Raw genomic sequence first — 20196 nt, forward strand, 5'->3', positions numbered from 1 at the left:
TCCAGCAAAGGCCTCGGCGCAAGGGATTTAACGAATGACTTTCGTTTATTTGTGTAAGCTCTACCCAGAACCTTCAACAACGGGAGAATTCATGGCCAGGCCTTCCAAGCCGAAGCTCAGCACCGCCGCAATCGCCGATGCCGCACTCAAGCTCGTCGACGCCCATGGCGAGTTCACGCTTCCGCAATTGGCCAAGGCCCTCTCGGTCTCCGCTTCGTCCCTGTACAACCACGTGGCCGGCAAGGATGAGATCATCGAGCTGATGAGAGGCCGGGCCATGTCGGCGATCAGCCTGCCCGATAACGCTTCCAGCGACTGGCAGGAGATCGTACGGCAAATTGTCACGTCCTACTGGGAGTCGTATTCAAGGCACCCACGGTTGATCCCGCTGCTCACCAGCCACACAGTCCGCGACAGCACCACGCTGCGCGTCTACGATGCACTGGCCGAGGCCTTCGCTATGGCCGGGTTCGAACCGAAGCGGCGGCTGCAGGTCATCACGATCGTCGACTCCTTTGTGCTCGGATCCGCCTTGGACGCTGCGGCACCTGCACTTGTCTGGGAGCCTAATGCCGAGTCATCACGTTATTTCAAAGAAGCGTTGGATGCCGACCTGCCCGATAGCAGCCGTCCCCGGGCAACCTTCGAGCTGGGGCTCTCAATGCTGCTGGCTGCCTTCGGCCAGCAGTCGTCGGACCGCGCGAACGACGCGGAAGACGGTCAATCGCGGCAGCGTTGAGCGCTGCGCTCTAGGAACAGCTGAAGTCCCTGGCAAGCAGTAGCCCGGGATGGTAGACGATCGTCCGCGTAGGCGAGGTGGCCAGCGGGGCGCTCCATCCGATATTGCTCCCGTTTTCGTTGACCTCATTGCTATCGGTGGTGTAAACCGCCAGCAGCTTCAGCTCCATCGTCTGGGCACCTCCCGTCGTGATCAGTCCCAGCAGATTCAGCCCCGGCCCATAGGCTGCAGAGGTCGCTCCGGATGCCAGGTTCGTGTATCCGAAGGTGGTGGCACCGGTCTGCAGCCTGAGCACCAGACGGGCTCCGGGCGGCAGCTGCTGCGCTGGCCACGAAACAGTGGCAGTGGTCAGGACCAGGCCGGACTCGGCGCAGGCCAGCGAACCCGTCGCCGGCGGCAACGTGCTTGCCCGGATGGCGGACGATGCAGTGGCGGTACCAATGAAGGCCGCCTGGGTCACTTCGGCTTTCGGCCCGTGCAGGGCAATCGTGCCCAGCAATGCTGCCGCAGTGAGCGCGGCGATCAACCGGGAGAAGCGCGAGGGTCTTTTGGCTGCCTGCACTTCTGCCGGTACTTGCTCTGCTGACTGACGGAGAACCCCGGTGCCGTCTCTCCGAGGCTGTCCGCCGCTGGAATTCCGGCCATGGCGCCGGAAGGCAATGAAGAACACATACGCGCACAGCAGGCCGCCGAGGAAATACGCCCAGGGCTGGCTGAGCCAGGTAATCGCATAGCCCAGCCCAGGGACGCTGAAAAGCAACCGGTCCACCTGCTCCACCCGGTAGGCTTCCAAATCGGGAACTGGATTGGCATCTCCCTTCAGCACCAGCCCATCAGCAATCTGCTCTACAACCCGATGGGTGATCCGCTCGCCCTGGCCGTTGACCACCGAAACCACGTCGCCCATGGCGACGTCCTCTACCTCGGTCGGAACAGCCAGCCCCAGGGAACCGGTGGGGATGCCCGGTCCCATTGATCCCGAGGCGAAAACCAGGGGCTTGATCCCGAAAGCCAACGCCAGCACCGCCATGACCAGGCACAGGGTCCCGGCCGCGGCGCAGGCGTTCAGCACGAGGCGCTGGAACAGCGTCAGAGAAGATCCTGTGCGGGGTCCAGTTCGATTCGACTTCATCTCATGAACCCACCGTCGAAGTGAAGTCCAGGGTGATTGCCGTCGTGGCGCCCTGCAGGGTATTGGCCGCGGTTATTGGCAGCGAGTACTGCACGCACAGGGTTTCGCTGCTGCCGGCGGCCAAGGGCCTGGCGGCCGAGGCACTGCCGAACTGGGATCCAGCGTTCTTCGACAGCAGTGTCGTTCCGCCCGAGCAAGTAACGCTGGAGCCGGTGCCGCTGACCGTGGCGCCTGTTTTCACAACGATATTGAGTGCCGCCCCCAGCGCAGCGTTGCCCGATTCGGTGATTCTTCCGCCGAAAACATAGGGCGCCGAGATGGAACCGGTGTTCTTCACTGTCACGACGGATGCCGATGTCGAGCCCGGAAACAGGTTATTGCCGCTGATGGGCATCTGGTAGCTGGCCGAGGTTGCGCTGGTCGCAGTAGCTCCAACTCCCAGGGCAACGGTGGCCGTGCTGACGTTCGAGGTAGCTGTCGCTTGTCCGGTCCATGAGGCCAGCGTCGAGACGGTGCCGAATCCTACGAGGATGCCCAAGGACAGAATTGCCTTGATGCGCATTGAACGGTCGCTCATCGTTCCACTCCGTCCGTTTCAAGTTCCTTTTGTTTCCTGCGTTGCGCAGCAAGCAACGATAATCCCCCGATGCCCGCGATGCCTGCCGCCGCAAGCAGCGCCGCACCGCGGAACCCGGTATCTCCGAGCCCATCATGCCGCTCGGGAGGATCCGATTGGGGCAGCTCTTCTCTCGGCGCATCGCTGTCGGGCGATTCCCCTTCGTCAGGCGGCCGCGAAGAATCCGGAGCTTGCCCATCTCCGCCTGCTAATTCGACGGCGTCGATGCGCACCTGCAACGAAGGCACCTGCTGGTCCTCCGACTCATTTTTCGCCGACCAGGGCAGTCCGACCCTCAGTCCGAATTCCGCGGCTTTGTCCGGTTCCAGCCGGACTACCGAGGCTCCGGCTGTTTCGAAATAGATCCGGGTTGACGCAGCGGGCTCGATCGTCCGGATGCGGACTTCGATATCCGACTCCCGGTCATTGCGAATCCACAAGGATCCGGTGGATTCAACGCCCGGCGCCAAGACCGGGCCTCCTCCAAATACCTGCGGTGGGGCATCGGAATAGACCCGGCCGTCCAAGCTGTAGCTTAGGCCCTGGTCAGTTTCCGCGGCTGATGCAGGCAGTGCCAGGCCGAGTGCCGCGCAGGGAATCACGGCCGTCATGGCCGCGCTGGCTGCAAGAAAACGGAGCTTCATCGCTGCCCTTTCCCCTGCCGTTCACGCCATGCCCCGCCGAACATCACCAGCGAATACACGATCAATCCGCTCGCTGCGATCCAGGTCAGCCACGTTCTCTGCTGGAGTGACAGAGCGCTGTTCACGTATCCCAGGAGCGGGACGGAATACCAGAGCTTGCCCCGGATCTGTTCGGGTTGCACCGGCTCGTCATCGGTGTTGTTTGCATCCCCGCGGAAAATGAATTGTTCTTCCCCGCCCAGGCTCGCGCCGATAGCGGAAACACGGTGCGTAACGACTTCAGGCTCACCTGATTCCAGCTGGTAGGTGGCAACCTCGCCAATGCGAAGGTGCTCCGGGTCAATCGGCTTCACCACCACCAAAGTACCGGGCGGCAAATGCGGCCGCATGGATCCGGTGAGCACTGTATACGCCGTCGCCCCGCCCAATTTCGGAACCACGATCATGACGGCAATCAGGGCAAGGACGATGAACAGCACGAGCCAGGAAAGCACCTGCCCGCACCACCACCGGATCCCTGTGCGTTCCTGCTGTTCCCTGCGCCGGACGCGATTCCCAATTGTCATCGCTGCTGCCCCGCGAATCCCAGCTTGAGCGCCACTTTCCCGCCGGAAGCCGTTTGAGGTGCCCCGGAGGGAACCGAAACACGAATGCACAAGGCCTCATTCGCCATCGCCGGCGCGGCGCGAAGCACCCTGGCAGCTGCGAAGGAGGCGGTGGATCCCAGCGGCCCGGCATACAGCCGTTCCCCGGCCAACGGCTGGTCGGCTTCGCAGGCCGCTTGGTCCATGCCGGAATAGATGCTCAGTTGCAAAGCGCTGGACAGGGCACGATCAGCGGCAGTCGGCGAAGCGGTCGCATTGACCGCCCCATCCAGCTGATAGGTCAAGTCCACAGTGCCAGCATTGCTGATCACCAGTGGTGCTTGCGTAAACGCCCCGGGGATCAGCTCGCTGCCGGACAGATTCGCGAACTGGTGCTCGGTTTCGCCACCGGCCAGCAATGCCAGCGAACCGGTTTTCAAGGCTGGCGGATCAACCGTGCTTTCGGCGCGCCAAGTTGCGGCCGTGCCTTGCGCGCTGACACCCAGCAGCAAGAGCACAACCGCGACCATGGCGAACTTCAAGGGTTTGGGCATGCATCAGCCAATCCACGTTCCATGACTAAGCGCGGACTTGGTCCAAGGTCAGCGTCAGCGCTTCAAGATCCAGCGGCTGGTCGTAGGTCGACGGCGGGGTGTCCCCTACCGCTCCTTCGGCAAAGGTGACGGTGATCAGGAATGGAACTGAATAGGTGCCCGGATCGGCAAAGCTCAGTGTGCCGTCAGCTTCCTCCGTAATCCCCGGCGCCGATGCGTCGACCTGCAGAGCGACGGTCACGTATCCTTCCAACGCTCCCAGCGCCGTAGCCGCCTGGTCGACGCTCAGGGATCCTGCAATGTTCTTGCCTTCGGCATCGATGGTGGCGGTCTGGCTGAACGCAACAATGTCCCCGGGAACGAGCTGCTGGGTTGCCGGGTCGAACGGCTCGGGCGCATCCGGATTGCTGATGTCCTGCCAGCTGCCCTCCCCGTTGGTCGTCAAGTTCAGGTGGCCGGTTTCCACGGTGCCCGCGTCAATAGTCTGCTGCGCCTGCCAGCGCGCGATCGTTCCAGCGCCGCCGAGCAACAGCGCTCCGGCTGCAACAGCAGCAATGGTTGCCTTGGTTACTTTCTTCATGAATTACGCATCCTCAAAGTTTCAGGTGCCCCCAGTGACACACACTTTAAGTAAAGCTTGTTTAGTAGGTTTTACAACCCCCGGACGTCACATGACGATGCCGCCGGCTTGCACCGCTAAAGGAAACAAGACAACCGCCGTGAAAACGTATTCTCAGAGCATTGACAATTTCGGACAACCCGCACCTGACCAGTTCCTTTGCGCGAGGATTTCAACTCTCGAAACGATCCGGCACCGAATGGCGAAAGATGGACGGCAAAGGCCATCCACCTGTCCATAAAAGTCTAGCTAGTTAGCGAATCAATCCGCCTTTTGGATAATGCGCGAAACGCCCGGGATCAGCTTTCCCGATCTGGCGCCGACGCAAACAGATTCAGGCCCATGGCACGCGAAAGCTGCCCGATGGCCAGCTGCGCGCGCACCGAGTTCCCGGCCATGTCCAAGGGCGGCGAGAACGCGCCAATGGCGCCCTTGCCCGGAGCTACCGCGACAATGCCGCCAGAAACCCCGGACTTCGCCGGAATCCCGATCTCGAACAGCCACTCGCCAGAACGCTCGTACAAGCCGTTGGAGGCCACGGTCGCCAGGGTATCGCGGCAAACGTCTGCATCGACGACGCGCTTTCCGGTCACCGGGTTCACTCCGCCATCGGCCAGCGTCGCGCCCATGACGGCAAGATCATGCGCGCTGATATTCAGCGAGCACTGCTTGGTGTACACATCAACGGCATCCGCAGGTTCGTTCTCCAGCCGCCCATAGCTCTTGAGCAAATGCCCCAAGGCCTTGTTGCGCTCGTTGGCCAGCGATTCTGAGTGGTAGACCTCGTCATCCAGGCTCAGCGCCCGGCCGGCAAAGGCGGATAGCCCTTCCCGGACGTTCTCCCACTTCTTGGCAGCGGTCTTGCCGGGCATCATTGCTGTCGTGGCGATGGCGCCGGCATTGACCATGGGGTTCATCGGCAAGCCGTTGTTCAATTCGACGGCCATCACAGAGTTGAAAGACATGCCCGTATTGTTCACGCCGATGCGTTCGCGAACGACCTCGCGCCCATGCTCCTGCACCACCAGCGCGTAGACGAACATCTTGGAGATCGACTGGATCGAGAACAGGTGATCGCAATCGCCAACCATGTGGACAGAGCCGCCGACGTGGGACATGGCGATGCCAAAGAGATTGGGGTCCGCTTGGCCCAGGATCGGAATGTAGTGGGCAAGGAGCCCGTCGTCTGCATCCGCGTATCGCTCATGGGCTTCCTTGAGCAGGGAATCGATGCGATCATGTTCCAGCTCACCGGTAGAAACTTGCTGAACGACGTCGTCGAAATCGGTGGGAATAGTTTCGTTATTCCCTTCCGAAGGATAGGTCATCTTCACCTGCCTTTTAGTCCTGGGTCCGTTGATTCATGCTGCTTGATTTGACCTTATCAACAGCATTGCCGCTTAGCACCTTGGATACAGCCATCAGCAGGCAGGAAGCATTGGGCCAGTTCTCCCGGCACCCGCCCCAATCACGCGTCCACTTGGTATTCAATGCATGAATCGCATGTGTTTTCCCCTACATTGTGGAGCACCTTACAGCGCAATGCACCCGATCTGACTTAGCATTTTGTGTATGGCTAAGGGTATTACTTTTCATACGCGCAAGTGGGTTCGCCCAGAAGACTTGAACGCAAACGGCACGCTGTTCGGCGGCAGCCTGCTGCGCTGGATCGACGAAGAAGCTGCGATCTACTCGATCATCCAGCTGGGCAACAAGCACGTTGTCACCAAGTTCATGTCCGAGATCAACTTCATCGCCTCCGCAAAGGAAGGCGACCTGATCGAGATGGGCCTGACCGCTATCGACTTCGGCCGGACTTCGGTCACCCTGCGCGCAGAGGTGCGCAACATCTTCACCCAGGAATCGATCCTGACCATCGAGAAGATCGTCTTCGTGAACATCGGCGAAGACGGCAAGCCGGCACCGCACGGCTACGACCACATCACCTACACCCGCGATCGCATCCCGCTGGAAATCACCAAGGCACTGATCTAGTCCCCGCTTGAATGCCCGAAGCCCTCAAGAATTCAAGGGTTTGGTTCAAGGCTCCGCTCGGCCGCGCTTAACTGCGTGCTCTAGCGGGGCCTTGTTTCATTTCAAGGTTAATCCCGCATAGCTCTTGCGCTCGGTTCATGCGTCCAGCAAAGTTGTTTTTGCACTGAGGAATTCCCCCGACGCAGAAGCGAGAAACCCATGGGCCAGATGATTTTCGTCAACCTACCGACCGCCGATCTAGCCAGAGCCGACAAGTTCTACGAGGCCATGGGCTTCACCAAGAACACGACGTTCTCCGATGAAAATGCCACCTCATGGATCATCGCCGAGAATATTCTCGTGATGGTGCTGCGCCAGGAGTTCTTCGCAAGCTTCCTGGTCAACGGCGATAAGCCGGCGCTCGGAAGCGGCCTGCGCGAAACCCTCAATGCCCTGTCGGCAGAAACCCGCGAAGGCGTCGACGACTTCGTCGCACGGGCCGAGGCCGGTGGCGGCAGCATCTACCGCCCGGCAGATGAGCCATTCCCGGGCATGTACCAGGCAGCCGTCCAGGACCCGGATGGCCACGTCTGGGAAATCGCGTGGATGAGTCCAGAAGCAATGGAAAACCCAGGCAGCTAGGCAGCTAGTCGACCTCGGAATTCCGCAGGTGCCGCAGCTCTTCTGCTTTGCGGCGCTTGCGGAACTGCTTCTTCATCCCCTTGGCCGGATGCATCGGCTCCGGCCAGCGGGGACGCAGCTGGTCCCCCAGGGTGATGCCGCGCATGCGCCGCCCGAACATCGGCAGCACCCACTGCCTCAGCCATTCCACGTCGCGCTGCGTGGCCTGCCAGAATCCGACCCGGTCCGCGGCGCCAAAAGGATCGAAAACCAGCTGGTGCGGATACCCGAGGATCTCCAGGATCCTGATGGCCATGTAGCGATGGCCGGCACGATTCATGTGCAGCTTGTCGATATCCCACATGCGCTTATCCCGGTAGGCCTCCCAATTCCAGTAGTCAACGAGCACTACTGAGTCCGGATAGCGTTCAGCGAGCCGGCGCACGTGGTCATTGAAGCGCCAGTTGCGCCGTTTGAACGGGGCGAGCACCGGGTGCACGGGGATATCGAACCCGGTGAACAGCAGGACCTTGGCACCCGTGGAAACCAGGGCTTCGACAGCTTGCGAGTATCGGGCAAGGAATTCCTTCATGTCCTTGCGGAATTCCAGGATGTCGTTGCCGCCGGCATAAAAGGTGATCACCTCCGGCCTGAGTTCCAGGGCTATGGGGATCTGCTCGTCGATAATCGACTGGAGCCGTCGGCTGCGGATTCCCAGGTTCACGTACTGCCACTCGGGATCCGCTTTGGATAGCTGCTTGGCCACGCGATCGGCCCATCCGCGTACCCCGTTGGGCAGCCTCGGTTCCCAGTCCCCCACGCCTTCGGTAAAGGAATCCCCGATCGCCATAAACAGCCGTCCCATGATTGGCTAATCTACAAGGAACAGTTGACTAAGCAATGACGGGAAAACGAACCCCACCACTCTTTTAGATGACAATGGCGTGCAGTCGGTCTATTGGCATAAGCTCATCGTGCCGCAGACAAGCTCTTCATCACCGATAAACCCGGAACCATAACGAAATCCTCGGATACAAGCCGAGCAATATCGTCTGCAATGCCAGAGGTGTCCTTCCCCATGTTCGGTCCGGCTAGTTCGGGAAGCTCGCGCACCACGCTGACGGCAGCAGATTCAATGGCCATTGCGGCCCGCTCTTCTCCTAGATGCGCGAGCATCATCGCACCAGACAGGATCGCACCGACAGGATTGGCCCAGCCCTTTCCGGCAATGTCGGGAGCCGAGCCGTGGATGGCTTCGAACATGCTAGGTGAGTTTCCATCCAGATTGAGATTCGCGCTTGCTGCAACGCCCAGGCCACCCTGGATGACGGCTCCAAGGTCCGTGATGATATCTCCGAAGAGATTGTCGGTAACTACTACATCGAATCTTTCCGGGGCAACAGGGAGATGGAAACACATGGCATCGACATGAACGTAGTCGACTTCAACTTCGGGATAGCGCCCAGAAACGTGGTCCACGACTTCCTGCCAAAGCTTCCCAGCTTCGATAAGTATGTTCTTCTTATGGCACAAGGTAAGTTTCTTACGCCGGCTCATAGCCAGCTTGAAGGAATACTCCACTACTCGCGAGATCCCCTGCCGGGTGTTGACCGATTCTTGGAGCGCCACAGTGTGAGGTGTATTTGCGTGGACTGTCGAACCTTGGCCAATGTAGGCACCTTCGGTATTCTCACGGACGATCACCAGATCGCAACGTTCAGGTGTCAGCCCGGCAATGGGGGTGGCGACGCCCGGGTAGAGCTTGACCGGGCGCAGGTTCACCGCCTGCTCGAATTCCTGGCGCATCGCTAGGATAAATCCGCGCTCAAGTATGCCTGGCTGCACTGCTGGATCCCCCATCGCGCCGAAGAGTATGGCATCATGGCCCCGCAGCTTTCGAGTCAACTGCGGGTTCCATAGCTCGCCGGTCTGCAGATAATGCTTAGCACCTGCGTCATAAGTAGTCAGATCCAGCGCGAAGCCGAATTTCTTCTCAGCTGCAGCCAAAACGTCAAGTGTTCCCCCCATGACTTCCGGGCCGATCCCGTCTCCGGGGATGACGGCAACGCTGTAGGTTTTCATTGGATAGGCCTTTCACTAGCGGCTAGGTGGTTTTGAAGTTCGTTGAAGTATTCGCGTACTCGGCGTTGTGCAGCCTTACCGTCTGATTCGGCTACACACTCCAGGATGCCTACCTGGAGGTTCCGCAGTTTTCCGGTATTCGTCGGGAACCACGCGGTAGCTGGCAAATGCACTTCCTCGGTTATCCGCACAAGGGTCGAGAATCCTTGAAGATAGCGATTGCCCGATGAACCCAGCAGCAATAGGTGCACCTTGGAAGCATTATGTGGCGTGGCGGTTCCCGGGTTGCGCAACGCTTGAAGCAGGTCGGCGAGCAAGGGCCTCGATATCTTATCGACTGCCATGCCGCAGGCTGCCGATTCCAATAGTTCGCGGAATTTCAGTGCTTCACGCAGATTCGTTATGTCCATCTTCGTAACCGTGGCTCGCCCGTAGGAATCGAGCTGAACCACGCCTTCATGCTCTAGCAAGGCAAAGGCTTCACGCAAGGGTGTCCGACTGACGCCAAGCTCTTCGGAGAGCCGCTGCTGCGCCAAGACTTGTCCTGGCGCATACCGTCCCAAGAAGACTCGCTCACTGATGACGCCAGCAGTTTCCCGAGCCAGCGAAACGTTGCTCCTCCAGTCAAAAGCCACCGCCACCGCCTGTACTCGCACATCCGAATTTCTCGGTATCCCGAAGTGGAATAGTGAGCATTACTGTTCCCGGAGTTTCGCTTAATGTCAATGAATTCAACGTTTTAGAAGTGTGAAAGGGTCATTTTCCTCAAACCCGTTGACTGCGAGCTAGATCACTGATTAGCTTTGGTCATCTACTGGTCAGACCAGTAGGACTTCCATGGCGCCAATTCGAAAGTAGGAACGATGACTTCTCACTCAGATGCTTACCCTGCGGGATTGCCCATCGGCGATCGGTGGGTGCACTGCGCGGAAACAGTCCCCGTTATTTTCCCTTTCGATGGTTCAGTAGTTGCGCACGCGCCTGTAGGCTCCGCGGCACTAGCCAGCCAGGCGTTGGACGCCGCCCAAGGCGTCGCCAAGGAAGTCGAGAGGCTGAGCACCGGCACCAAGCGGTCAATCCTCTTGGCGGTCCATCACAAGATTTCCGAGCACCGCGAAGAGCTCGAGAATCTCCTGGTCCTCGAAACTGGCAAACCCCTGGTGGACTGCCGGGTAGAAGTTGCGCGCACCCTGACCACATGGGCCGCGGCAGCCGAAGAAGTCGCGAACCTGCGCGGCGAAACAGTACCCCTGGATCTGCAGGCCAGCGGCGATGGCATGATCGGGTACTGGACCCGTAAACCGGCAGGAATCGTGATCGGCATCGCCGGTTTCAATTACCCTTTGCTCTTGGCCAGCCATAAGCTTGCGCCAGCGCTGGCGGCTGGGTGCCCGATCATCATCAAGCCAGCACCGAGTACTCCTCTGTCCACGTTGTGGGCCGTGCACTTGATCCACGAGGCTCTCGCCGCCCATCAGGTCAGCACCGCAGCGGTGCAGCTGGTCACTGGCGGCATTGACGTTGGCGAGACATTGGTCGCAGACCCTCGCTCAGCGGTGGTTTCCTTCACCGGGTCCGCGGCCGTCGGCCACCAGATCGCCAAGAATGCGGCACCACGCAAGGCAGTGCTGGAGCTGGGGTCTAACACCGGTTTCATTGTCGCCGAGGACGCCGACATCCATGCAGCAGTCGATGCCGTGCTACGCGGGGGGTTCTATGCCAACGGGCAAGCCTGCATCTCTGTTCAGCGCGTTCTGCTCGATGAGAAAATCGCTGGCGACTTCCAGCGGGAGCTGCTGGCGCGCATCGGCGAAATAGCGGTTGGCGACCCCCGCTCGGAACAGACCCGGGTGGCTCCGCTGATCAATAAGGCATCCACCGGACGCGTGCTGTCATGGATCGAGAAGGCAAAAGAACGCGGAGCACAGGTGCTGACCGGCGGAGGCTTGCTAGGAGAATCCATCCAGCCCACGATTCTGAGCGGCGTCCCGTCCGATGCAGAACTATGGTGCGAGGAAATATTCGGTCCTGTCATCTGCTTGCGCACGGTGCCTGACCTCGATGCAGCTTTTGAGCTGGTGAACGATTCACGGTACGGACTGCAGGCAGCCATTTACAGCAAGTCGCTGAAGACGGCCTTCCGCGCCATCGATGAACTGGAAGTTGGCGGTGTCGTAGTGAATGAAATCCCGGGATTCCGGTCAGACATCATGCCCTATGGAGGAGTCAAGGACTCCGGGATCGGCCGTGAAGGCCCCCGCTTCGCAATGGAAGAATTCACTGTCACCCGGATGGCCATCATCCGCCCGTAGCCCGAGGCAACATAAACGAAGGACAACACAATGGATTACACGCAGCTCTTCCAATTTGCAGGCCAGCGCGTCATGGTCATCGGTGCAGGCAGCGGCATTGGCCGTGAAGCGGCTCTGGCCCTCGACGCCCACGGCGCCCACGTGATTTGCGCCGACCGCGATGTCGAAACCGCGCAGGAGACCGCCGACATGCTCAGCAGCGGTTCCACGGTTATCGAGCTCGACGTTCTGGATATTCAATCTGTTCAGGCCGCTTCCAATGAATTCAATGACATCGCTGCCCTGGTGTTCACCGCTGCCACGAATGTCCGAAAGCGCATCGTCGACTACACGATGGAAGAATTCGACCGCGTGGTGAATTTGAACCTGAGGGCTTCATTCGGACTGATCCAGGCCTTCGCACCTCGGCTGGCAGCCAATGGCGGCGGATCCATCATTGGCATCTCGTCCATTCGCGCATCAGTTGTCGAGCCCGGGCAAAGTGTCTATGCGGCCACCAAGGCTGCACTGGTCCAGCTGGCCCGTACCGCGGCCGCCGAATTCGGCCCGCAGGGTGTCAGGGTCAATGTTGTTGCCCCAGGGGTTGTTGAAACCCCTCTGACCGCACAGATCAAGGCCAACCCCGGCTGGTACAACGCCTACGCCCAGAAGAGCGCCTTGGGCCGCTGGGCCAGGCCAGAGGAAATGGCTGGAGCCATTGTCTATCTTGCATCGCCGGCATCGAGCTTCGTGACTGGTTCGGTGCTCACCGTCGATGGCGGTTGGACCGCCATCGATGGTCGTTTCACCCCACCGAACTAGGCGGTGCTGCCAAGGATTCTTCAGACAGACCACCACGAAAGCGACTTAAGATGTCACAGACACCAGAGGTGCCAGCTGCAGCTAAGACGCGCGCATTTGAAGCCATCGTCAGTTCCATTGAAAGCCAGGTACTTAGCGGCGAACTGAAAATCGGGGATCATCTGCCCGGAGAGCGCGAACTTGTAACCCAGTTTGAGGTGAGTCGTTCATCGGTGCGTGAAGCGATGCGGGTCTTGGAAAGCAACGGGATAGTTGCCTCTAGGCCGGGTGATCCGCGCGGAGCGGTTGTCCTCTCTCCCACGTCAGCGCCTTTGCACAAAATGATAAGCCGTTTGGCCAGGACCTCTTCGTCGAGCCTCGCGGATCTGCTCATTTATCGCATGACCATGGAATCTTCGGCCAATTCGCTGGCCGCAACGCGACGTTCCGATGCGGACTTATTGAAGCTCGAGAAGGCGATGGCGCGGATGCGGGCGGCGCGTTCGCAGAGCCAAAGCGCTTTCAGCCAGGCAGACCTCGATTTCCATGACGTGATCGCGCAGGCCAGCGGCCATGCACTGCTGCAGATTACCGGCGAAGCAGTCCGCCAGTCCATCGAGCAGCTCATCACGTCCAGCATTGAACAAAGTTCCGATGACGAGGCTATGATGCAACGCACCCTCGACCATCATCACGAGGTCTTCATGGCCATCCAGAAGCAAGATGCGCATCTGGCTGAGCATCTAGCCCGCAGCAGCCTGTTCGAATACTACGGTCATCTGGTACCTGCCGATGACCGGACAGCTCTTGCCGCGCTGGCGTCCTTCGGACAGGCCACGCAAACCAGCTGATTTCCCGATACTGCAGATCGGAACAACAAGCAGGGCACAGCAACGGCGGTGGTTGCTGTGCCCTGCTTGTGCGGGATTTTCAGTCCAAGTTCGACCACTGCGGTTTGGCGCTGTCTGGCCGAGCTGCCTCATACCAGCTGGCTGCGCGAAGCACATCATCATCGGTTCCAACTGCTCCGGCCAGCTGCACGCCAATGGGCTTGCCTTCGGACGTGAAACCGCAATTGACGGTAGCCGCTGGCTGACCGGACATGTTGTACGGGACGGTGAAGGCAATATGGCCCATGGTGGCGTCAGGATCCACCACTGGCATCGGTTGTTCCGCAGGGAAAGCAGCCATCGGGGAGACCGGAGAGATGATGAGGTCATACCCGGCGGTAGCCGCGATGGTCGCCTTCTGCATCTGGTCGATCGCACCGAAATTCCTGATCGTGTCGGCGCCATCGAACTTGGCTCCGCCTTCGCACCAGCGCACGATGTAATCCAGGACCTTCGCCTGCTCGCTTTCGCTCAGTTCACGGAAATCGGCCCAGGACCGGGTACGCCAAAAGCGGTCAAGCTGGTCAAGCATGCCTTGGTCGATGAAGGGCGGCAACTCTTCGACCCTGGCACCGTCCTGCGCAAAAGTTTCCGCTACCGACTGCACCGCCGATCGGATTTCGGGGTCGACAGCGGCCCCAGCGTTAGCTTCAAGCTGCAACCCGATTCTCATCCCGCGGACGCTGCCAAGCTTTGACTGCCATTGCATGGCCGGATAGGCCCGTGCCGAATAGTCACGGATATCTGGTTGTCCGAGCACTGACATGAAAAGGGCAATGTCATCCACGGTACGTCCCATGGGACCGGCCGCCCGGCCAATGTACGGGACGTCCAGGGGAATCAATCCTGCACTGGGTTTCAGTGTTGCCAACCCCTGCCAGCCGCCGGGCAGGCGAATGGATCCACCGATGTCGGTGCCAACATGCAGCGGCCCATATCCAGCAGCAGCGGCAGATCCCGCACCCGCACTGGAGCCACCGGTGGTCCATCCAGGGTTCCAAGCGCTACGCGATATTCCGTGAAGGCTGGAAACACCCGAAGAGAGCATGCCCCAGTCCGGCATCGTAGTCGAGCCAACCAGGATGCCGCCGGCTTCAAGAATCCGATCGGTGATCGGCGCGTTCTGCGTGGGCACCTTGGGGTTGGATAGGGCCGTTCCCGAAGGCATCGGGATGCCCTTGCGTGCTATGTTCTCCTTGACCGTTGCCGGCACCCCGTCTAGTGGACCGAGCGCTGTTCCGCTGGCCCAGCGTTGCTCGCTTTCGCGTGCCTGGCTCAGCACGTCTTCCGGATCGAACTGGTACATCGCGTTGAGTACCGGTTCACGTTCCTGAACCCGTTTGATGACCGACTCTGCTACATCCACCGGCGAGATGTCCTTCGCAGCATAGGACGCGTGAAGTTCCTGCGCGGACAGCTGGTGCAGTGCGGTGGTGTGTTCAGAAAGCTGGGATATGATGGCCTCTCAAGGAAAACGAGCATTACTAGCGCAGGGCCAGTTCGTTGCGCAGGGACATGGATGAATTCACCAAAGTCCGCGTATACGCATGCTGCGGACTGTTATAGATCTGTTCGGTGGTTCCGCTTTCGACGATCCGCCCTTCATTCATCACCACGACGTTGTCGCAGATATGCCGCACCACGCCAAGATCGTGCGAGACGAAGACGAGGGTCAGTTGGTAGTCGTCGACCAAGTCCGAAAGCAGGTTCAGTACTTGGGCTCGGACGGAGACGTCCAGAGCGCTGACCGGTTCATCAGCCACCAGCACCCGAGGCTCGCAGATCAGCGCACGAGCAATGGAGATTCGCTGGCGCTGTCCACCGGAGAATTGATGCGGGAAGCGCTCCGCGGCATCGGCCGGCAGTCCCACCGATCCGAGCATTTCTGCGACCATCTTCCGGTGCTTGGCGCTATCCACCTTTTGCCCCGGAACAAGCAAAGGTTCAGCGATAATGTCGCGGACACGCATCCGCGGATCCAGCGATCCCATGGGATCCTGGAAAACGATCTGCAGCTGCTGGCGCAATTGGACCAGCTCCCGCTCCTTGGCCCCTGCAACCTCGCTTCCTGCCACACGAACACTGCCTGAGGTGGGTTGGTCCAGACCTGCCAAGATGCGCAAGAGGGTGGATTTTCCGGAACCGGATTCACCGACCACACCGAAACGTTGCCCGGCAGCAACGTCAAAGGAAACGCCCTTCAACGCATGCACCTCCGACCGCTTCCCGAAGAGCGACGAGCGTCCGACAGGATAGATTCGCGTCAGGTCCTTGACACTGATCAAGGAGGGCACTTCGGGAGCAGTGTCCCCCGCGGCTTGGTCGTGTTCCCGGAGATCGCTTATTTCCGCGTTTGCTGCTTCCACGACTGGTTGCGCTTCGGCCAAAGGCGGGATGTAGGAAGCGGCCGAAGCCACGGTGAATAACCTGCCGTCGGCATCTGTGGCATTCAGGTCCGAGGCGGCCAGCAGTCCTCGGGTGTAAGGGTGTTGCGGATTGCTGAATACCTCGCCGGTATCGCCTTCTTCAACCACTTGGCCGTTGTTCATCACCAGCACCCGGTCGCAGACGTTGGCGACCACCGAAAGGTCATGGGTGATGAACAGCAACCCGGTGCCGCGTTCTTGGACCGATTCCAAGATCAGATCCAGAACCTGGCGTTGAACCGTAACGTCCAAAGCCGTGGTCGGTTCATCGCAGAGCAAGAGACCCGGGTTATTCGCCAAGGCCATCGCCATCATGGCGCGCTGTCGCTGGCCTCCAGAAAGCTGGTGCGGATAAGAGCGGGCGGCCCGTGCCGGATCCGGGAGCTTAACCGATCCGAGCAGTTCCACGGCACGAGCCTGAGCCGCTGATTTTGAAGCGACGGTCTTATGGCTAGTCATAATTTCCGCGACCTGCGGACCGACTTTCATCAGCGGATTCAATGCGGTCAGCGGCTCCTGGAAGACCATGCTCATATCCTTGCCACGGATTTTCTGCAGTTCCCTGTCAGTTGCCTCGACCAGATTCCGTGGGTGACCCGCAAGCTGGATGGAGCCACTGGCGCTGACACCTTCCGGGAGCAACCCCATAAGGGCGGATGTGGTCATGGACTTTCCAGAACCAGATTCGCCAATCAGCCCTACACGATCCCCCGGATTCATGCGCAGATTAAAGTTCGAGACAAGCGTGCGGTGCTTGGTGCTGATTGTCAGGCCCCTGACATCTATCAGAGCGCCGGTAGTTGTTTTCTTATCCATGGATTACCGATCTCCATTCAGTTTCGGATCGAACCGATCACGCAGACCGTCACCAAGCAAGGTGAAGCCCAACACTGCAACGGCAATGGCGGCGCCCGGCCAAACGGCGAGCATCGGGAAGGTCCCCAGGAATTGCTGGGATTCTTGCAGCATGCGGCCCCAGGATGGGACCGGTGGTGGAGTGCCCAAGCCAAGGAAGGACAGCGCTGCTTCGGCAAGTACCGCAATTGCGAACGATACCGAGCACTGCACCACGACCATGCCGATGATATTGGGCAGCACATGGCGCCGGGCGATACGCCAGCTGCTCTGGCTGGATGCCTTGGCAGCCATGATGTATTCGGTGCTCATCACCTGCAGGGTGCCGCTTCGCGCAACACGCGCAAAGCCGGGTATCGAGCCAATGCCGATGGCAAGCATGGCTGTGAATGTGCTGGCTCCAAATACGGCGCCAAACATGATCGCTACCAGCAACGCGGGAAAAGCGAGGAGAATATCAGCGCCACGCATAGTAACTTCCTCGGTGATGCCACCTCGCATGCCAGCCAGAATACCTAGCGGCGTCCCAATGATCAGGGCGATGCCTACCGCAACCAAACCCACCAGCAAGGTAATGCGCGCTCCGTACAGGATTCCCGAAAAGACGTCGCGTCCGTACCTGTCGGTACCCATCAGATGGGTGACGCTGGATCCTTGCAAGCGATCCTGGGGAACTGCTTGTACCGGATCGAAGGGGGTCCAGACAAAGGAGACGAGTGCAGCGAGCACCACGAGAGCTACGAGGATGCTGCCTACCAGCAGCGTCACGGAGAGTTTGCGACGGGTGCTTGAAGCGGTAACTGGTTCTGCAGACATTACGCGCCCTTTCGAATGCGTGGATCCAGGATTGTGTAGAGCACGTCCACGACCAAGTTGATGATCAAGGTAATCGCGACGAGCACCATGACCACCGATTGCACGGTAAGAAGATCGCGGTTGCCCACCGCGTCGAGCAGCATGGACCCAAGGCCTGGGATCACAAACACCCGTTCAATGACCACCGCACCAATGATCAATGCCGCCAACTGCACGCTGGTAACTGTCAGAACCGGGATGGACGCGTTGCGCAGACCATGCTTGATCAGCGATTCAAGCTTCCCGAGGCCCTTGGACCGTGCGGTCCGCAAGTAATCCTCGCTCATCACTTCCATCACCGCCGAACGGACATAGCGAGTCAGGATAGCTCCCTGCACGGATGCCAGAGCGAGCACTGGCAGGACGACGCGGGAAATGAAATCTCCGAAGTCCTCGCCGGGCGGTGTCCACCCGTTGGCCGGAAGCCAACCCAGGCCCACGGCAAAGACGACCACCAGCAGAATGCCGGCGAGGAAGTTGGGAATGGCCACGCCTACCTGGCTGATTCCGCTGACAATGATGCCGCTCGGATTGCGGTGCTTGACCGCCGCGTAGGTGCCGAAGGGAATCGCAATCGCCAAGGCGAGGACCATTGCCAGCAGTACCAGGATCAGGCTGACTTGCACCCGGTCGACAATCAGCGGGCTGATATCTTGCCGCGTGACATAGGATGTGCCGAAGTTGCCGGTGGGCAACCCCAGCGCCCAGTCAAAGTACTGGACGATCAGCGGCCGATCGGTCCCGAACTCGGCTCGCGTTTTGGCCAATAACTCCGGGGTGGCGTTCACACCCAGGGCAATCTGGGCAGGATCTCCGGGAATTGCTCGCATGAAAAGGAACACTGCAACCGTTGCAATCACATAAGTGACAACGAATCTTGCCAAGTTGATCAGTAATCTAATACCCACGTGATTTTCCCTTTGTCGGTGCGGCTATGGAAGCTATTTCCAGCCGATATTGGTCATATCCAATGCTTCGGTCACGGAGTTGGCCGGAATGCCGGTCACCTCTGCCTTGGCTACCACGATGTTCGGGAAGATGAACAGGGTATCTGCAGCTGCATCATCAACGATGGTGCGAACCACCTTTTTCATGCCATCCACGTATCCGACTTCGTCGGCAGCATCGGCTTTAGCGGCAAGCTCCTCAATGCCTGAATTGTCGTAGCCCAGGTAGTAATCCGGGTTGTTGAACATTGCCAAAACATCTCGGCTCTCCACTGCCAGGACGACCGACATCTGGTAATCGTGCTTGGTGAAGACCTCGTCGAGCCAGACCGCGGGGAATTCAGAGGACTCGATCTTAGCGTCGATTCCGACATCAGCCAGTTGCGAGACGACTATTTCAGAGACTGCGGTTGCGTAGGGGCGAGTTGGAACCTTGAAAGTGATCTGCAGGTTCTCGGCTCCAGCTTCCTTGAGTAACGCCTTGGCCTTCTCCGGGTCGTACGGGTAGATATCGTTCAGATCCTCGTAGTAAGGGTCGGTGGTCGGAACCGGTCCGCCCACCACCGTGCCGTAGCCGTTCCATGCGGTGTCGACTACAGCTTGGCGGTCGATGGCATACATGACGGCTTGGCGCACGCGCTTGTCATCGAACGGAGCTTTTTTGTTATTCATCGACAAGACGATCTCGCCATTGGAGGTGCCGTCAAGGACCTGGAACTTGTCATTTGATTCGAAACCGGACAGCAGTTCCGGGGACTGCATGTTGTAGACGACATCCACGTCGCCGGATTGAAGTGCATTGGTCGTGGCTACCGCATCGGCGAAGTAGCGCAGTGAGACCTTTTCAACCTGCGGTTTCTCGCCCCAGTAGTCATCGCGTGTCGCGAGTTCGATGGACTGCCCGCGGTTCCACGCATCAATTTCGTATGGCCCAGTCCCAATGGCGGTCGAAGCTAGTTCGTCAACGCCGCTTGGATCGAACATGGCTCCGACCAAGGTGCCCATGTCGAAAAGCCAGGCATTGCTCGGCTGCTTCAGGGTAATGGCGACTTCGGAATCACTGAGGACCTCGACAGAGTCCACGATTTCCATTTTCGTCTTCAAGCTAGAGACCCAGTCATCGGATTGGACTCGTTCGATACTGAATTTGACGTCATCGGCAGTGAACGCTTCGCCATTGGAAAAGGTTGCGCCTTCGCGAAGCTTGAACGTATAGGTCTTGTTCCCGTTGCTCAGCTCCCACGATTCGGCGAGCAACGGCTGGATCTTTCCTTCTTGGTCGATCTCGACCAATCCTTCATAGACATTGGACATGAGTGCTTGCGGAATAGCAGCGCCTGCAGTCGTGGTGAAGTCCAGATTGACCGGCTCACCAGTTAGCGCGACGGTCACTGAAGTGTTTTCGGCCGAGCCTTCCGACGAAGTCCCGCCTGATCCTGCAGAGCACGCGGTTAGCGCCAGAGAGCCAACCAGCACTGTCGCCGCAAGCCGACTGTAGTTCTTTTTCTCTTTCATGGGATCTCCATCGGTCAACATGTCCATTGAGTGATGTGATCCATACAACAC

General features: G+C 59.3%; 21 protein-coding genes. 6 read left to right on the forward strand and 15 right to left on the reverse strand.

Going from position 1 to position 20196, the window contains the following annotated elements; all coding sequences use genetic code 11:
• Window positions 1-91: 91 nt before the first annotated feature.
• On the forward strand, window positions 92-739 hold the full coding sequence (locus tag EDF61_RS11200) for a TetR/AcrR family transcriptional regulator (RefSeq protein WP_133834144.1): 648 nt from the start codon (window positions 92-94) through the stop codon (window positions 737-739).
• A 10-nt stretch (window positions 740-749) separates the two neighbouring features.
• On the opposite strand, the gene EDF61_RS11205 is transcribed toward EDF61_RS11200, so the two are convergent.
• From EDF61_RS11205 to glsA, 7 genes are all read right to left on the reverse strand, one after another.
• Complete coding sequence (locus tag EDF61_RS11205; RefSeq protein WP_133834145.1) at window positions 750-1871, reverse strand: signal peptidase I; 1122 nt, start codon at window positions 1869-1871, stop codon at window positions 750-752.
• A gap of 1 nt (window position 1872) precedes the next feature.
• Window positions 1873-2448, reverse strand: a complete 576-nt coding sequence (locus EDF61_RS11210) for a hypothetical protein (protein ID WP_133834146.1) — start codon at window positions 2446-2448, stop codon at window positions 1873-1875.
• Window positions 2445-3131, reverse strand: coding sequence for a hypothetical protein (locus EDF61_RS11215; protein ID WP_133834147.1), 687 nt, complete (start codon window positions 3129-3131; stop codon window positions 2445-2447). Before EDF61_RS11215 ends, EDF61_RS11210 begins: the two co-directional genes overlap by 4 nt.
• Window positions 3128-3697: a signal peptidase I gene (locus tag EDF61_RS11220; RefSeq protein ID WP_133834148.1), complete on the reverse strand. Its 570-nt coding sequence runs from the start codon at window positions 3695-3697 to the stop codon at window positions 3128-3130. Before EDF61_RS11220 ends, EDF61_RS11215 begins: the two co-directional genes overlap by 4 nt.
• Window positions 3694-4269: a hypothetical protein gene (locus tag EDF61_RS11225; RefSeq protein ID WP_133834149.1), complete on the reverse strand. Its 576-nt coding sequence runs from the start codon at window positions 4267-4269 to the stop codon at window positions 3694-3696. The genes EDF61_RS11220 and EDF61_RS11225 overlap by 4 nt, the downstream gene beginning before the upstream one ends.
• A gap of 25 nt (window positions 4270-4294) precedes the next feature.
• On the reverse strand, window positions 4295-4849 hold the full coding sequence (locus EDF61_RS11230) for an alternate-type signal peptide domain-containing protein (protein ID WP_133834150.1): 555 nt from the start codon (window positions 4847-4849) through the stop codon (window positions 4295-4297).
• Between the two features lie 338 nt (window positions 4850-5187).
• Window positions 5188-6216, reverse strand: a complete 1029-nt coding sequence (gene glsA, locus EDF61_RS11235) for a glutaminase A (protein WP_105656141.1) — start codon at window positions 6214-6216, stop codon at window positions 5188-5190.
• Between the two features lie 244 nt (window positions 6217-6460).
• Here glsA and EDF61_RS11240 point away from each other — a divergent pair, with 244 nt between their 5' ends.
• Together EDF61_RS11240 and EDF61_RS11245 are read left to right on the forward strand one after the other, a co-directional pair.
• Window positions 6461-6883, forward strand: coding sequence for an acyl-CoA thioesterase (locus EDF61_RS11240; RefSeq protein WP_105656140.1), 423 nt, complete (start codon window positions 6461-6463; stop codon window positions 6881-6883).
• 198 nt (window positions 6884-7081) lie between these two features.
• Entirely contained in the window at window positions 7082-7504 is a 423-nt protein-coding gene (locus tag EDF61_RS11245) for a VOC family protein (RefSeq protein WP_105656139.1), read from the forward strand.
• 4 nt (window positions 7505-7508) lie between these two features.
• Here the strand turns inward: EDF61_RS11245 and EDF61_RS11250 are convergent, their stop codons facing one another.
• From EDF61_RS11250 to EDF61_RS11260, 3 genes are all read right to left on the reverse strand, one after another.
• The gene (locus EDF61_RS11250) at window positions 7509-8348 is read right to left on the reverse strand and encodes an SGNH/GDSL hydrolase family protein (RefSeq protein WP_133834151.1); all 840 of its coding nucleotides are present in this window, start codon (window positions 8346-8348) and stop codon (window positions 7509-7511) included.
• 104 nt (window positions 8349-8452) lie between these two features.
• Window positions 8453-9565, reverse strand: a complete 1113-nt coding sequence (locus EDF61_RS11255; RefSeq protein ID WP_105656137.1) for a 3-isopropylmalate dehydrogenase — start codon at window positions 9563-9565, stop codon at window positions 8453-8455.
• Window positions 9562-10221 carry a GntR family transcriptional regulator gene (locus EDF61_RS11260; RefSeq protein ID WP_166650784.1) on the reverse strand — a complete coding sequence of 220 codons (660 nt, stop codon included), beginning with the start codon at window positions 10219-10221 and terminating at the stop codon, window positions 9562-9564. The genes EDF61_RS11255 and EDF61_RS11260 overlap by 4 nt, the downstream gene beginning before the upstream one ends.
• A 207-nt stretch (window positions 10222-10428) precedes the next feature.
• Here EDF61_RS11260 and EDF61_RS11265 point away from each other — a divergent pair, with 207 nt between their 5' ends.
• The 3 genes from EDF61_RS11265 to EDF61_RS11275 are packed head-to-tail and all read left to right on the forward strand — an operon-like array spanning window position 10429 to window position 13508.
• Window positions 10429-11877 (forward strand): aldehyde dehydrogenase family protein, encoded by a 1449-nt coding sequence (locus EDF61_RS11265; protein WP_133834153.1) that lies wholly within the window; start codon window positions 10429-10431, stop codon window positions 11875-11877.
• Between the two features lie 30 nt (window positions 11878-11907).
• Window positions 11908-12678, forward strand: a complete 771-nt coding sequence (locus EDF61_RS11270) for an SDR family NAD(P)-dependent oxidoreductase (protein ID WP_105656134.1) — start codon at window positions 11908-11910, stop codon at window positions 12676-12678.
• A gap of 50 nt (window positions 12679-12728) precedes the next feature.
• Window positions 12729-13508: a FadR/GntR family transcriptional regulator gene (locus EDF61_RS11275; protein WP_133834154.1), complete on the forward strand. Its 780-nt coding sequence runs from the start codon at window positions 12729-12731 to the stop codon at window positions 13506-13508.
• A gap of 79 nt (window positions 13509-13587) precedes the next feature.
• Here EDF61_RS11275 and EDF61_RS11280 read toward each other — a convergent pair whose 3' ends face one another.
• Genes EDF61_RS11280 through EDF61_RS11300 form a run of 5 tightly spaced genes read right to left on the reverse strand, consistent with a single transcriptional unit; the run spans window position 13588 to window position 20145 of the window.
• Window positions 13588-15006 (reverse strand): amidase, encoded by a 1419-nt coding sequence (locus EDF61_RS11280; protein ID WP_353653988.1) that lies wholly within the window; start codon window positions 15004-15006, stop codon window positions 13588-13590.
• A 25-nt stretch (window positions 15007-15031) separates the two neighbouring features.
• On the reverse strand, window positions 15032-16789 hold the full coding sequence (locus EDF61_RS11285; RefSeq protein ID WP_133834156.1) for a dipeptide ABC transporter ATP-binding protein: 1758 nt from the start codon (window positions 16787-16789) through the stop codon (window positions 15032-15034).
• 3 nt (window positions 16790-16792) lie between these two features.
• Entirely contained in the window at window positions 16793-17644 is an 852-nt protein-coding gene (locus EDF61_RS11290) for an ABC transporter permease (protein ID WP_105656130.1), read from the reverse strand.
• Complete coding sequence (locus EDF61_RS11295) at window positions 17644-18591, reverse strand: ABC transporter permease (protein WP_133834157.1); 948 nt, start codon at window positions 18589-18591, stop codon at window positions 17644-17646. Before EDF61_RS11295 ends, EDF61_RS11290 begins: the two co-directional genes overlap by 1 nt.
• A gap of 33 nt (window positions 18592-18624) precedes the next feature.
• Entirely contained in the window at window positions 18625-20145 is a 1521-nt protein-coding gene (locus EDF61_RS11300; protein ID WP_133834158.1) for an ABC transporter substrate-binding protein, read from the reverse strand.
• Window positions 20146-20196: the final 51 nt, after the last annotated feature.

The organism is Arthrobacter sp. JUb115 (assembly GCF_004365035.1).
GTDB lineage: Bacteria > Actinomycetota > Actinomycetes > Actinomycetales > Micrococcaceae > Glutamicibacter.

Coding starts and splice junctions, on each gene's coding strand:
- EDF61_RS11200 (WP_133834144.1), top strand. CDS start 92: ATGGCCAGGCCTTCCAAGCCGAAGCTCAGCACCGCCGCAATCGCCGAT.
- EDF61_RS11205 (WP_133834145.1), bottom strand. CDS start 1,871: ATGAAGTCGAATCGAACTGGACCCCGCACAGGATCTTCTCTGACGCTG.
- EDF61_RS11210 (WP_133834146.1), bottom strand. CDS start 2,448: ATGAGCGACCGTTCAATGCGCATCAAGGCAATTCTGTCCTTGGGCATC.
- EDF61_RS11215 (WP_133834147.1), bottom strand. CDS start 3,131: ATGAAGCTCCGTTTTCTTGCAGCCAGCGCGGCCATGACGGCCGTGATT.
- EDF61_RS11220 (WP_133834148.1), bottom strand. CDS start 3,697: ATGACAATTGGGAATCGCGTCCGGCGCAGGGAACAGCAGGAACGCACA.
- EDF61_RS11225 (WP_133834149.1), bottom strand. CDS start 4,269: ATGCCCAAACCCTTGAAGTTCGCCATGGTCGCGGTTGTGCTCTTGCTG.
- EDF61_RS11230 (WP_133834150.1), bottom strand. CDS start 4,849: ATGAAGAAAGTAACCAAGGCAACCATTGCTGCTGTTGCAGCCGGAGCG.
- glsA (WP_105656141.1), bottom strand. CDS start 6,216: ATGACCTATCCTTCGGAAGGGAATAACGAAACTATTCCCACCGATTTC.
- EDF61_RS11240 (WP_105656140.1), top strand. CDS start 6,461: ATGGCTAAGGGTATTACTTTTCATACGCGCAAGTGGGTTCGCCCAGAA.
- EDF61_RS11245 (WP_105656139.1), top strand. CDS start 7,082: ATGGGCCAGATGATTTTCGTCAACCTACCGACCGCCGATCTAGCCAGA.
- EDF61_RS11250 (WP_133834151.1), bottom strand. CDS start 8,348: ATGGGACGGCTGTTTATGGCGATCGGGGATTCCTTTACCGAAGGCGTG.
- EDF61_RS11255 (WP_105656137.1), bottom strand. CDS start 9,565: ATGAAAACCTACAGCGTTGCCGTCATCCCCGGAGACGGGATCGGCCCG.
- EDF61_RS11265 (WP_133834153.1), top strand. CDS start 10,429: ATGACTTCTCACTCAGATGCTTACCCTGCGGGATTGCCCATCGGCGAT.
- EDF61_RS11270 (WP_105656134.1), top strand. CDS start 11,908: ATGGATTACACGCAGCTCTTCCAATTTGCAGGCCAGCGCGTCATGGTC.
- EDF61_RS11275 (WP_133834154.1), top strand. CDS start 12,729: ATGTCACAGACACCAGAGGTGCCAGCTGCAGCTAAGACGCGCGCATTT.
- EDF61_RS11285 (WP_133834156.1), bottom strand. CDS start 16,789: ATGGATAAGAAAACAACTACCGGCGCTCTGATAGATGTCAGGGGCCTG.
- EDF61_RS11290 (WP_105656130.1), bottom strand. CDS start 17,644: ATGTCTGCAGAACCAGTTACCGCTTCAAGCACCCGTCGCAAACTCTCC.
- EDF61_RS11300 (WP_133834158.1), bottom strand. CDS start 20,145: ATGAAAGAGAAAAAGAACTACAGTCGGCTTGCGGCGACAGTGCTGGTT.